This is a genomic window from Micromonospora globbae (assembly GCF_036184225.1).
GTDB lineage: Bacteria > Actinomycetota > Actinomycetes > Mycobacteriales > Micromonosporaceae > Micromonospora > Micromonospora globbae.
In genome coordinates, this window is the sequence record NZ_CP108084.1 from 220,821 (window position 1) to 233,496 (window position 12,676).

At 75.3% G+C, this 12,676-nt stretch carries 13 protein-coding genes; 3 read left to right on the top strand and 10 right to left on the bottom strand.

Annotation, left to right across the window (positions count from 1 at the left end; genetic code table 11):
• Positions 1–31: 31 nt before the first annotated feature.
• Complete coding sequence (locus OG994_RS01005) at positions 32–970, bottom strand: alpha/beta fold hydrolase (RefSeq protein WP_328851917.1); 939 nt, start codon at positions 968–970, stop codon at positions 32–34.
• Positions 971–1,145: 175 nt separating this feature from the next.
• Complete coding sequence (locus tag OG994_RS01010; RefSeq protein WP_328851918.1) at positions 1,146–1,475, bottom strand: hypothetical protein; 330 nt, start codon at positions 1,473–1,475, stop codon at positions 1,146–1,148.
• Positions 1,476–1,796: 321 nt separating this feature from the next.
• Here OG994_RS01010 and OG994_RS01015 point away from each other — a divergent pair, with 321 nt between their 5' ends.
• Positions 1,797–2,288 carry a DUF3145 domain-containing protein gene (locus tag OG994_RS01015; RefSeq protein WP_120330350.1) on the top strand — a complete coding sequence of 164 codons (492 nt, stop codon included), beginning with the start codon at positions 1,797–1,799 and terminating at the stop codon, positions 2,286–2,288.
• 75 nt (positions 2,289–2,363) lie between these two features.
• Positions 2,364–4,088, top strand: a complete 1,725-nt coding sequence (locus OG994_RS01020; protein ID WP_328851919.1) for a glycoside hydrolase family 3 protein — start codon at positions 2,364–2,366, stop codon at positions 4,086–4,088.
• A gap of 48 nt (positions 4,089–4,136) precedes the next feature.
• Here OG994_RS01020 and OG994_RS01025 read toward each other — a convergent pair whose 3' ends face one another.
• Entirely contained in the window at positions 4,137–5,039 is a 903-nt protein-coding gene (locus tag OG994_RS01025) for a helix-turn-helix domain-containing protein (protein ID WP_120330352.1), read from the bottom strand.
• A gap of 94 nt (positions 5,040–5,133) precedes the next feature.
• Between OG994_RS01025 and OG994_RS01030 the strand changes: the two genes are divergently transcribed.
• A complete protein-coding gene (locus OG994_RS01030) occupies positions 5,134–5,352 on the top strand; it encodes a hypothetical protein (protein WP_120330353.1) in 219 nt (72 codons plus the stop codon).
• A gap of 115 nt (positions 5,353–5,467) precedes the next feature.
• Here the strand turns inward: OG994_RS01030 and fabF are convergent, their stop codons facing one another.
• The 7 genes from fabF to OG994_RS01065 all read right to left on the bottom strand — a co-directional run bounded on the left by fabF (position 5,468) and on the right by OG994_RS01065 (position 12,656).
• Positions 5,468–6,694: a beta-ketoacyl-ACP synthase II gene (gene fabF / locus OG994_RS01035; protein ID WP_120330354.1), complete on the bottom strand. Its 1,227-nt coding sequence runs from the start codon at positions 6,692–6,694 to the stop codon at positions 5,468–5,470.
• A gap of 2 nt (positions 6,695–6,696) precedes the next feature.
• A complete protein-coding gene (locus OG994_RS01040) occupies positions 6,697–6,936 on the bottom strand; it encodes an acyl carrier protein (protein WP_007072348.1) in 240 nt (79 codons plus the stop codon).
• A gap of 91 nt (positions 6,937–7,027) precedes the next feature.
• Entirely contained in the window at positions 7,028–7,972 is a 945-nt protein-coding gene (locus tag OG994_RS01045) for a beta-ketoacyl-ACP synthase III (RefSeq protein ID WP_328851920.1), read from the bottom strand.
• A gap of 136 nt (positions 7,973–8,108) precedes the next feature.
• Positions 8,109–9,278, bottom strand: coding sequence for an acyltransferase domain-containing protein (locus OG994_RS01050; protein WP_328851921.1), 1,170 nt, complete (start codon positions 9,276–9,278; stop codon positions 8,109–8,111).
• 78 nt (positions 9,279–9,356) lie between these two features.
• The gene (locus OG994_RS01055) at positions 9,357–10,634 is read right to left on the bottom strand and encodes a PucR family transcriptional regulator (protein WP_120330357.1); all 1,278 of its coding nucleotides are present in this window, start codon (positions 10,632–10,634) and stop codon (positions 9,357–9,359) included.
• Positions 10,635–10,746: 112 nt separating this feature from the next.
• A complete protein-coding gene (locus OG994_RS01060; RefSeq protein ID WP_328851922.1) occupies positions 10,747–11,463 on the bottom strand; it encodes a response regulator transcription factor in 717 nt (238 codons plus the stop codon).
• Positions 11,460–12,656, bottom strand: a complete 1,197-nt coding sequence (locus tag OG994_RS01065) for a sensor histidine kinase (RefSeq protein WP_120330358.1) — start codon at positions 12,654–12,656, stop codon at positions 11,460–11,462. Before OG994_RS01065 ends, OG994_RS01060 begins: the two co-directional genes overlap by 4 nt.
• Positions 12,657–12,676: the final 20 nt, after the last annotated feature.

Genomic DNA, 12,676 nt, shown 5'->3' on the forward strand with positions numbered 1-12,676 from the left:
CGTACCGCGTCCGAGGTGCGCCGCCGTCGGCTCAGGCTCCGAGGGCGGGAGCGGACCGGCCGTCCCGAGCGGGCCGGCCGAGCACCTCACGGAGCACCCCGAGCAGGGCGGCGTTCACCTCGTCGGGCCGTTCCATCATGAGCATGTGGCCCGCGCCGGGGCAGACGGTCAGCTCGGTGGCGGGCAGCGCGGCGGCGATCGACTCGGCGCACGGCGGCGGCGTGAGCCGGTCCCGGTCGCCGACGAGCGCGGCGGCCGGCAGGTGCGCGAGGTCCGCCAGTGTCTCCAGCCGGTGCTGCGCCCCGATGGAGGCGCGGAACCCGCCGATGGAGCGGAGCGAGGCCCGGGCCACCGCCGAGGTGACCAGGCGGATGTCGGCGGGATCGCAGCGGTCGCCGAAGAGCAGCCACCGGATGCTGGGCCGCAGGGCGCGCAGCAGCGCCCGGGGTGGCCGCCACGACCCGCAGCGGGCCAGGACGCCCGCGCCGGTGGTCTCGGCGAGCCGGATCAGCCGGGCGATGCGCGGGGAGAGCCCGTAGACGGTGTGGGTGTGCCCCTCGGCGGTGGTCGACACGAAGGCGAGCCCGGCCACCCGTTCGGTGAAGTGCGCGGCGTGCCGGTGCGCGTACTCCATGATCGTCATGCCGCCCATCGAGTGGCCGATCAGCACCACCCGGCCGGTCGGGGCGACCGCGTCGACCACCGCGGCGAGGTCGTCGCCGAGCTGGGCCAGAGTCGCCGTCCGCAGCGGCATGCAGCTCGACCGGCCGTGGCCCCGGGCGTCGTACGCGACCACCCGCACCGCCGAGCCGAGCGCCTCGTCCAGCGCGGCGCGCTGGCGGTGCCAGCTACGCCCGTCCAGCGTCCAGCCGTGCAGCAGGATCGCCGTGACCTCCGCGTCCGCCGGCCCGGACGCCTCGACGTGCAGGCGTACGCCGTCGGGCAGGTGCACCTCCGACTGCTCCGGCATCGCCACCTCCCCGGGCCGCCCGATCCGTCACCGCCGGGGAAACCCGGCGGTAACACCGGCTACCCGCCATGACAGCACGCCAACCACGACGCGGGAAAGATCCGCTGCCAGACGCGGAACCGCCCGCCGGGTGTTCCCGACGGGCGGTTCTCGGAAGGTGCGGTGAGCGCGAGGCTCAGGCCTCGAAGACGCCGGCCTCGACCAGGCGCTTCTCGGTGGCGTCCCAGCCGTCGCCGGGGTGCGTCTCGGCCAGGGTGTTGATCTCGGCCCGGATCTTGGCGGCGTGGCCCGCGGCGGCCAGCGTCCGGATCTCCTCGATGAAGGCCTCGGAGTCGGTGCGCAGGTGCGCGGTCTTGCCGTTGGTCAGGTTCCGCACGTAGGCGTGCTTGCCGCCGTTGAGCGGGATGAGGTACTTGAACTCGCCCAGCACGCTGAGGGCGCCACCCTGGCCAGCCTGGCCGGCCCGGACGGACGCGCGCGCGGTCTTAGAGGTGTTGCTCGCCACGGAGGTACTCCTTGCAAGACGTACGGGAGGACTGGACGTCCGGGGGCTGTGCGGACGACACCGGATGGATGGGCCCGCGAAAGACGTGCGCGGCACAAGCCGCCGATGGAACTGTACACGACCACGATGTCTTGCTGGTCATCGCGGCGTCGAGGGTTCCAACGGCGACCACCCGTCCGGCTATTTCCACCCCGAATCGGGCCGGCGAATTTTCCGATTCTCTGGCGCACCATCCGCCCCACCAGTCATCATGTGTTGCAGGAGCCACTCGGGTGGTCGAGGTCGTAGGGGAAGACGCACCTCGCTCTCCGGGAGGTCTCCGTGCCAACGCGTGGCGTCGTATACGTCCACTCGACCCCGCTCGCCGTGTGCTCGCACGTCGAGTGGGCGATCGCGCGCGTCCTTGCCGCGCCGGTCAACCTCGAGTGGACCGCACAGCCCGTCGACCCCGGCGCGCGTCGGGCCGAGTGCGGCTGGACCGGCCGCCCGGGGACGGGCGCCGAGCTGGCCGCTGCCCTCCGGCAGTGGCCGATGATCCGTTTCGAGGTGACCGAGGAGCCGAGTCCCGGCGCCGACGGCGAGCGCTTCATGCACGTCCCGGGCCGGGGCCTCTTCCGCGCCACGGTCGGCGCCGCCGGTGACATCCAGCTCGGCGAGGACCGGCTGCGCAGCATCCTGGCGACCGCGCGCGCCCCGGAGGCGATCGCGCACGCCCTCGACAAGGCGCTCGGCACGGCCTGGGACGCCGAGCTGGAGCCCTACCGGTACGCCGGGGACGGCGCCCCCGTGACGCTGCTCACCCGGGTCGGCTGACCGGGGACGTCCCGGCCCGGGCGCCGTCGCGGCGAGCGAAGGTCAAGTTGCCCCGATACGGGGTGAACTGGTGGGATGGGCGGCGTGTCGTTCCGCCGCCACGCCGCCCTCGTCACCCTGACCGCCCTTCTCCTCGCCGGCTGCTCGGACGCCCCGCGCCGCCCGGACCCGGCGCCGTCCGCGTCGACCGCGCCGCCGGGCCCGACACCGAGCGCCGCGCCGGCCGACGACCCGGCGTCGCGGGCCGCCGCGCTGGTGGCCACGCTCGCCGACGAGGACCTCGTCGGCCAGGTGCTGATGCCGTACGCCTACGGCAGCTCCGCGACCCGCGTCTCGCCCGGGTCGGCCGCCGGCAACCGGGCGCTCGCGGGGGTGGACACCCCGGCGGAGATGATCGCCCGGTACCGGCTCGGCGGCCTCATCCTCGTCGGCTTCAGCGCCGACGACCCCACGCAGGGCAACCAGGAGACCACCAACGTGGACAGCCCGGCCCAGGTCCGGGAGCTGACCACCGGGCTGCGCGAGGCCGCCGCGAAGCTGCCCACCGGCGCCGCGCCGTTCCTCGTCGGCACCGACCAGGAGTACGGGGTGGTGACCCGCATCACCGACGGGGTGACCACGCTGCCCAGCGCGCTGGCCGCCGGCGCCGCCGGTGACCCGGCGCTGACCGAGGCCGCCTGGCGGGCCGCCGGCGCGGAGCTGGCCGCCATGGGGATCAACCTGGACTTCGCGCCCGTCGCCGACGTGCTCGCCACCCGCAGCGCCGTGATCGGGTCGCGGTCGTTCGGCGCCGACCCGAAGCGCGTGTCGCCGCAGGTCGGCGCCGCCGTACGGGGTTTGCAGAGCGCCGGCGTGGCGGCCACCCTCAAGCACTTCCCGGGGCACGGGCACAGCGCCGACGACTCCCACGAGGAACTGCCGGCGCTCACCCAGTCCCGGGCGGCCCTGGAGGCCGGGGCGTGGCCGTCGTTCAAGGCCGGCATCGACGCCGGCACCCTGGCCGTGATGTCCGCGCACCTCGACGTGCGGTCGGTCGACCCGGGCACCCCGGCGACGTTCTCCCGCAAGCTCCTCACCGACGTGCTCCGCGGCCAGCTCGGCTTCCAGGGCGTCGTGATCACCGACGGGATGAACATGGCGCCGGCGAAGCGCTGGTCGCCGGGGGAGGCCGCGGTGCGGGCGCTCAACGCCGGCAACGACCTGATCCTCATGACCCCCAACGTCGGCCAGGCGTACGACGGCCTGCTCGCCGCGCTCCGCGACGGCTCGCTGCCCCGGGCCCGGCTGGTCGACGCGGCGACCCGGGTGCTGACCATGAAGTTCCGGCTGGCCGGCCCGGCGGCGCCCCCGATGTCGACCCTGAACGACCCGGCGCACCGGAAGGCGGCCGACGCGCTCGCCGCCGCCGCCGTCACGGTGCTGCGCGGCTCCTGCGGCACCGCCGGGGTGCGGGGACCGGTGACGGTCACCTCCTCCGGCGGCCGGGACCGCACGCGGGCGCTGCTCACCGACGCCCTGACCGCCGCCGGGGTGCGCGTGGTGCCCCGGGGTGGGACGGTGGTGCACCTGGTCGGCTACGGCGACGGCGCCGGCGACCTGCGCGCCGACGCCGCCGTGACCGTCGCCATGGACACCCCGTACGTGCTGTCGGCCGCGAAGTCGCCGACGCTCCTGGCGACCTACTCGTCGAGCCCCGCCTCGATGACGGCCCTCGCGAAGGTGCTGGCCGGCAAGGCTCGCCCCGGCGGCCGGTCCCCGGTCACGGTGCCGGGCCTGCCCGCCAGCACCTGCGACAGCTGACCGCCGGCCGCGGCCACCCCCGGCGGGTGTGGCCGCGGCCGTACCCGGTCACCGGGCGGCGCGCAGTGCCGCGATCAGCCACTCCGCCGCCGGCACGGCCGGCGGGAAGGGCTCGCGGCGGTTGAGCACCCCGATCAGCTGCCAGTACCGCTCCACCCGGCGGTCGGTGAACGCGGCGATCTCGTCGGCGAGCTTCCGCCGCTCCTCGGGCGTGAGCGCCGGGTCGACCATCTCGTCCACCACCGCGCGGGCCTCGTCGGAGTCGGGCGCGACACCGGCGGCCAGCGCGGCCCGGGCCGAGTCGATCCGCAGCATCGGTCCCGGCGGCGGGGTGTCGCCGCCCGCCGACCCGGCGACCGCCATCTCGCGTACCCGGCGGCGGAAGTCCGGGTCGGCGACCAGTTCGGCCAGCTCCAGCCAGGCGTCCACCTCCTCGTCGGTGGGTTCGTCCGGCAGCTCCGCCGGCATCGTGCGCATGGCCTGCGCGAGGCCGGCCCCGGGGCTGCCGTCCAGGCCGGCGAAGACCTCCGTGACGAAGTCGTCGATGATCCGTTGCCGCTCCTGCGCGGAGAGGCGGGCCAGGTCGTGCATGAGTCTCCACTCCTCGGTCGTGCTGTCCCGTCGGGTGATCGACCGCAGCACCGCCCGACGCAGCCGCAGCGTCCGGATCTCGGCCTCCAGCGCCCGCACGTGCGCCCGGGCCACGTCCCGGACGCTCGCCTGCCGGTCCAGGATCCGGCGGGCGTCGTCCAGGCCGATGCCCAGCTCGCGCAGGCTCTGCAGCAGCTCCAGGCGGGCCACCGCGGCCGCGTCGTACAGCCGGTAGCCACCGGCCGACCGGGCGGTCGGCGGCAGCAGGCCGAGGTCCGACCAGAAACGGATGGTCCGGACGGTGAGTCCCGTCCGGCGGGCGAGCTGCCCGATGCTGAACAGGTCGGTGCGGTCGTTCACGCGGTTCAGCCTCCCGTCTCCAGCCGCTGGAGAGTCAACTCGCCGCCGGAAACCGCGTCGCGCCGGTCGAGCCGCCCCTGGCATCCTCGCCCCCATGGGTGCAGCGCAGGGATTCCGGTACACCGAACGCGCCGACGGCAGCGTGCTGATCACACACCACGGGCAGGTGGCGGCCACCCTGCGCGGTGGGCGTGCCGCGCGCTTCCTCGCCGAGGTCGACGAGGACCCGCAGCTCGTGATGGCGCGCTGGACCGGCAACTACCGCCGGGGCAACGAACGGACCGCCCGGCGGCACCCGCGCAACCAGGGGTGAGCGACGTGGAAGGGGCCCGCGCTCGTCGAGCGCGGGCCCCTTCGGAGTACGAGGGCCGGGGCGGGATGTCGCCGCCGCGGGCGGCGGACGACGCGGCCGGTGTCCCGCCGAAGGCTCAGGCCCTCGCGAAGACGAGAGCCACGTTGTGGCCGCCGAAGCCGAACGCGTTGTTCAACGCGGCGGGGATCTCCATGGGCCGCGCCTTGTGGGCGGCCACGTCCAGGGTGAGGTCCTCGTCGGGGTCGTCGAGGTTGATCGTCGGAGGAACCACACCGTCCCGGATGGCGAGGATCGTGGCGATCGACTCCAGGGCGCCGGCCGCGCCGAGCAGGTGCCCGGTCATCGACTTGGTCGCGGCGAGCACCGGGTGGTCACCGAGCGCCTTGTGCAGCGCGCCGATCTCCAGCATGTCGCCGATCGGGGTCGACGTGGCGTGCGCGTTGACGTGGACGATGTCCCGCTTGGCCACGTCCGCGTCGGCGATCGCCTTCGAGATGGCCCGGATGGCGCCCTCACCCTCGTTGTGCGGCTGCACGATGTCGTACGCGTCCGAGGTGATGCCGGCGCCGGCGAGGCGCGCGTACACCCGGGCCCCGCGCGCGGCCGCGTGGTCCGCCCGCTCCAGGACGACGACGCCCGCGCCCTCGCCGAGGACGAAGCCGTCGCGCCCCTTGTCCCACGGACGCGAGGCCTTCTCCGGCTCGTCGTTGCGGGTGGACATGGCCCGCATCGAGGCGAAACCGGCGATCGGCAGCGGGTGGATGACGGCCTCGGTGCCACCGGCCACCACCACGTCGGCGCGGCCGGACCGGATGATGTCCAGGCCGAGCGCGATCGCCTCCGCACCGGTCGCGCACGCGCTGGCCACCGAGTGGACGCCGGCCTTGGCGCCCAGCTCCAGCCCGACCCAGGCGGCCGGGCCGTTCGGCATGAGCATCGGCACCGTGTGCGGGGAGACCCGGCGCGGCCCGGACGCCTCGAGGATGTCGTCCTGGGCGAGCAGGGTCGTGGCGCCGCCGATGCCGGAGCCCACGCTGACGGCCAGCCGCTCCGGGTCCAGCCCGGAGTCGGCCAGTCCAGCGTCCGCCCAGGCCTGCCGGGCCGCGACGATGGCGATCGCCTCGGAGCGGTCCAGCCGGCGCAGCTTCACCCGGTCGAGGACCTCCGACGGCTCGACGGCGAGCTGCGCGGCGATCCGTACCGGCAGTTCCGCCGCCCACTCCTGGGTGAGGGCACTCACCCCGGAGCGGCCGGCGACCATGGCGTCCCAGGTCGACGCGACGTCCCCGCCGAGGGGGGTCGTCGCGCCGAGCCCGGTGACGACGACGTCGGGGCGGGTCATGATCAGGACTGCGCCTCGATGTAGCTGACCGCGTCCCCGACGGTCTTGAGGTTCTGCACCTCGTTGTCCGGGATCTTGACGCCGAACTTCTCCTCGGCCGCCACCACGACCTCCACCATGGAGAGCGAGTCGACGTCCAGGTCGTCGGTGAAGGACTTCCCCTCGGCCACGTCGTCCGGGTTCACCCCGGCAACCTCTTCGAGGATCTCGGCGAGGCCGGCGGTGATCTCGTCACGGGTCATTGTCGGATGATTCCTCTCATCGGGGGTTTGATCACACCCGGCCGGCCTCGCCGACCGGGGTTCGCCTCGACGCTACGCGCCGAGTCGCGACTCAGGGACAGCGGACCACCTGGCCGGCGTAGGTCAGGCCGCCGCCGAAGCCGAACAGCAGCACCGGCGCCCCCGAGGGCACCTCGCGCCGCTCGACCATCTTGGACAGGGCCAGCGGCACGCTCGCCGCCGAGGTGTTGCCCGACTCGACGATGTCCTTCGCGATGATCGCGTCGGGGATGTCGAGTCGCTTGGCGATGCCGTCGATGATGCGCGCGTTCGCCTGGTGCGGCACGAACGCGGCCAGCTCGGAGGGGGCCACGCCGGCCCGCTCGCACGCCTGCAGCGCCAGCGGGGCGAGCGCCGTGGTGGCCCAGCGGAACACCGCCTGGCCCTCCTGCTGGACGTACGGCCGCCAGCCCTCGATCCGCACCGCGTCGCTCTTCTCCGGCACCGAGCCCCACAGCACCGGGCCGACCCCGGCCGGCTCGTCCTCGCCGGCGGCGGTGACCACCGCGGCGCCCGCGCCGTCGCCGAAGATGATGCAGGTGGAGCGGTCCGTCCAGTCGGTGAAGTCGGAGAGCTTCTCGGCGCCGATGACGATCGCGTTGCGCGACGCGCCGGCCCGGATGGCGTGGTCGACCGTGCCCAGGGCGTACGAGAAGCCCGAGCAGGCGGTGTTGATGTCGTACGCGCCCGGCGCGTTGATGCCGAGCTTGGCCGCCACCCGGCAGGCCACGTTGGGGCTGCGGTCCACCGACGTGCAGGTGGCCACCACGACCAGGTCGATGTCGGCGGCGGTGAGGCCGGAGGCGGCCAGCGCCTTGCCGGCGGCGGCGGCCGCCATGTCGGCCACGGTCTCGTTGTCGGCGATCCGTCGGGTGACGATGCCGACCCGGTCCCGGATCCACTCGTCGCTCGTGTCGACCATGCGGGCGAGGTCGTCGTTGGTGACCACCCGCGAGGGCTGGTAGTGCCCGAGGGCGACGATCCGGCTTCCGGCCATCAGTTCATGCCTTTCGTTCGCGACCGCGGGGCCCGCGGGCCCGGCTCGTTGGTCGCACTCACAGCGATGTCGTGTGTGCGTGACCGCGCGGCTCGCGGCTGCGGGGCTCGTGGACCCGGCTCGCTCGTCGCGGCGTTCACAGGTGCCCGCCGATGCGGGCGAGCGGCTGGCCCGGCGCGACCGGGTCGTCGGTGCCGGCGAGCCACTCGGTGAGGACGCCGTCGCCGTGGGCGGTCACCTCGACCGGCCCCTGTCGGGTGGCGACGTGGCCGATGACCTGGCCGACCCGGACCGTCGTACCCTCGGCGAGGCCCTCGGCCCGCCCGAAGGTGCCGGCCGACGGGGCGACCGCCACCCGGAACGACGGGGCCGGCTCGTGGCGCGGCCGCGCGCCGTGCCGCGCGATGAGGTCCCGCGCGGCAGGCAGGTCGTCCGGGGTGTTCAGGGTGACGATCTCGGGGGCGTCGGGGCCCTTGAGCTCCCGCTTCACCAGCCCGGCCAGGGTGCCGGCCGGGGGCAGTTCGACCACACCGGTCACGCCGAGGTCGGCGAGCGTCCGCATGCACAGGTCCCAGCGGACCGGCGCGGTGACCTGGCGGACGAGGCGCTGCAGCATCTCACGGCCGTGGGCGACGGCGGCGCCGTCGCGGTTGGACAGCAGGATCCGGGCCGGCTCGGCGGTGACGATGCCGCCGGCCACGGCCGCGAGCGCCGCCTCGGCGGGCGCCATGTACGGGGTGTGGAAGGCGCCGGCCACCTGGAGCCGGATGATCCGGGTCTTCGCCGGCGGCTCGGCGGCGAGCTTGTCGAGGTTGTCCCGCGCGCCGGCGGCGACGATCTGGCCGGCGCCGTTGCGGTTGGCCGGGTGCAACCCGTGCGCCTCGATGGCGGCGAGCACCTCGTCGGGGTCCCCGCCGAGCACGGCGGCCATCCCGGTGGGCTCCAGCGCGCAGGCGGCCGCCATCTCCCGGCCGCGTACGCCGGCCAGCGTGATCGCGGACTCGGCGGTGAGCACCCCGGCCAGGGCGGCGGCGCCCAGTTCACCGACGCTGTGCCCGGCGGTGGCCGTGACGTCGTGCAGGGGCAGGTGCTCGGCGGCGAGCAGCGCGGCCGCGACCAGCAGCGGCTGCGTGCGGGCGGTGTCCTTGATCTCCTCGGCGTCGGCCACGGTGCCGAGGTGCACGAGATCGACCCCGGCCAGGGCGGACCACCAGCGCAGCCGCGCCTCGGCGCCGGCCAGGTCGAGCCAGGGGGTCAGGAAGCCGGGCTTCTGGGAACCCTGCCCGGGCGAAAGTACGGCGAGCACGTCTATGACTCTCCCGGATACGCGTGGGTAGCGCTGTGCCGCCCTCGACCAAACCGCACTAGCTGGTTTGGGGGGATCCTACAAAGATCGGCGGCGATCGTCACTTGTCTGTGATGTTTTGCTCGCAGCTGGGCTCATTGTCTGGCTCGGGACCACCGGGGCCACTGGGTCGAGCCGGCCGACCGTCAGGGCCACCTGGAGCGCGAACGCGTCCCGCGGGCTGAGCGGCGAGAACCCGGTCACCTCGGCGATCCGCCGCAGCCGGTAACGCACCGTGTTCGGGTGGACGAACAGGGACCGGGCCGCGCTCTCCAGCGTGCCCCCGGCCGCGAAGAAGGCGTCCAGCGTCTCCAGCAGCTCGCCGCCGACGCGCAGCAGCACCCCGTACACGTCGTGGCGCAGCCGCCGGCGGGCCTCCGCGTCCCCCGCCAGCGTCCGCTCGGGCAGCAGGTCGGAGGCGGGCACCGGCCGGGGCGCGTCCGGCCAGGCGGGCGCCGCGCGGAACCCGGCCAGCGCCGCCCGGGCCGACTCGGTGGCCGTGTCGAGGCTCGGCACCGCCGGCCCGACCACCACCGGTCCGTCGCCGAACGCGCCGAGCAGCTTCCCGGTGGCGGCGACCGGGTCGGGCGCGCCACCGAGCACGATCACGAGCCGGTCGCCGTGCACGCCGCCGATCACCTCGACGCCGATCCGCCGCGCCTGCCGGTAGACGGTGTGCAGCACGGCGGAGACCTCCCCGCCCGGCGAGCGCCCGACCGCCACCGCGACGGGCGGGGCGTCCGCCCAGCCCAGCGCCGCCGCCCGGCTGGCCAGTACGTCCGGGGAGTCGCCGCGCAGCAGCGCGTCCACGAGCAGCGCCTGGAGCCGGGCGTCCCACGCGCCGCGCGACTCGGCGGCCCGCGCGTACACCCGGGCGGCCGCGAAGGCGATCTCCCGGGAGAAGCGCAGCACGGCGTCGCGCAGCCGCTGCTCCTCGCCGTCGGCGGCCAGGTGGGGGACCTGCTCCTCGACCACGTCGATGGTCACCTTGATGAGCGCGACCGTCTGCTGGAGCGTGATCGACCGGGCCAGCGCCTGCGGCGCGGCCGCGAAGACCTCGTCGGAGACCTCCTGCGTGCTGTCGGCGCTGCCACCACCGGAACCCAGCCACTGGACGAGCGACCGGACGCCGGCCTGGGCCACCAGCATGACCCAGGAACGCTGGTCGGCCGGGAGAGCGCGGAACCAGGGCAGCGTCTCGTCCATCCGGGCCACGCTCGCGGTGGCCAGCGTGCCGGCCGCCCGCTCGATGCGGCGCAGCGTCGCGCTCAGCTCCCCGTCGCCCGGTCCGTTCTCCACGGCACCAGCCTGACACATGCCCTGACCAGCACCACCAGGCACGTCGCCACCGGCGGGTGCGCGGCCGCCGGGCGGCAGGGCCGGCGGCGCCGCTCAGGCCGGCGGGGGCCGCTCAGGCCGGCGGCGCCGCTCAGGCCGGCGGGGGAGCGGGCAGGCCCAGCTCCTGGGCCAGGATCGCCGCCTGTACCCGGCTGCGCAGCTCCAGCTTGCCGAGGATCCGGCTGACGTGGGTCTTCGTGGTGCTCTCCGCCATCGCGAGCCGGTCGGCGATCTGCTGGTTGGACAGGCCGAGTCCGAGGCAGGCCAGCACGTCCCGCTCCCGCGGCGTGAGCGCGTCCACACCCGCCTCCGGCACGCCCGGACCGGCCGGCGCGGTGGCCGCGAACGCCCGGATGAGCCGGCGGGTCACCGCGGGGGCGATCATCCCCTCGCCCCGGGCCACCGCCCGCACCGCGGCGAGCAGACCGTCCGCGTCGGTGTCCTTGAGCAGGAAGCCGGCGGCGCCCGCGCGCAGCGCCCCGAACACGTACTCGTCCAGGTCGAAGGTGGTGAGCACCAGCACGTCGGCGAGGCCCTCGGCGACGATCTCCCGGGTGGCCGCGACCCCGTCCCGGCGGGGCATCCGCACGTCGAGCACGGCGACGTCCGGGCACAGCTCGCGGCAGAGGCGTACCGCCTCGTCGCCGTCGCCGGCCTCGCCGACCACCTCGACGTCCGGCGCGGCGTCGAGGATCAGTCCCAGCCCGGCGCGGACGGCCGGCTGGTCGTCGGCCAGCACCACCCGGATGGTGCCGGCGCCGGCGGTCGTCGCGTCCCCGTCCGGCGGGGAGACCGGCGGGGCGCTCACGACGGCTGCCGGGCGGTCGGCAGGGCGGCCCGGACGCGCCAACGACCGTCCTGCGGGCCGGCGGTGAACCGGCCGTCGAGGAGCACCGCGCGTTCCCGCATGCCGATCAGGCCGGCGCCCGCGCCGGGCAGCGGAGCCCGGCCCGCGCAGAGCGGGTTCTCGACGGTGACGACCACCTCCGCCGGCCGGTACGCGATGTCCACGTCGGCCTCGCCGCCGCCGTGCTTGAGGGCGTTCGTCAGTGACTCCTGCACGATCCGGTAGGCGGCGAGGTCGACGCCCACGGGCAGCCCGTCCGGCTCCCCGTCGGTGCTGACCCGGACGGCGAGCCCGGCGGCCCGCGCCCGCTGCACCAGTCGGTCCAGTTCGGCGAGCCGGGCCGGCACGGCGCCGTCGGGATCGTCACCCCCGGACCCGGCCGGCTCGGCCGGCGCGCGCAGCACGCCGATCATCTGCCGCATCTCGGCCAGGCCCTGCACGCTGTTCTCGCGGATGACCCGCAGCGCCGCCTCGACCTGCGCCCGTTCCAGCCCGGGGACGGACAGGGCGGCGGTGGCGTGGATGGCCACGGCGCTGAGGTGGTTGGCGATCACGTCGTGCAGCTCCCGGGCCATGCGGGCGCGTTCCGCGCCGACCGCCTGCCGCCGGTCCAGCTCCGCGAGGCGTGCCGTCTGCTCGGCGCGGGCCCGCTCGGCCGCCGCCTGGTCGCGGTACTGCCGCACGCTGATCCCGGTGAGCACCGGCATCACCCCGGCCAGCACCACCGGAGCGCCCATCCCCACTCCGCGCCAGCTTCCGACGACGAACACGCCGACCAGGATGGCCACCGCGCTCAACGTCACGGTGACCGCCAGCAGGCGCCGCCAGGTGCGGGGCGAACCGTAGACGCACGCGTCGTACAGGACCTGGGTGTAGACCAGCACGGTGCCGAGCGAGGCGCCGAGCAGCAGGTCGGCCACGACCGCGACGGTGCCGACGGTGAGGCTGGCGCGGCTGGCCAACCGCCGCAGACCCACGGCCACGCTCGCGGCGAGCAGCGGCGGCAGGAACAGCGCCTCCGGCAGGTCCGGGCGCCAGGACAACTGCGGTTGGACGCCGAGACCGAACAGGACCAGCCCGCCGACGAGCGACGCGCCGGCGAGGGCGAGGTCCCGGCCCCGGGTGCCGGAACGGAGCCACGGGGGCAGTCGCATGGCCCGATCTCACCACACCG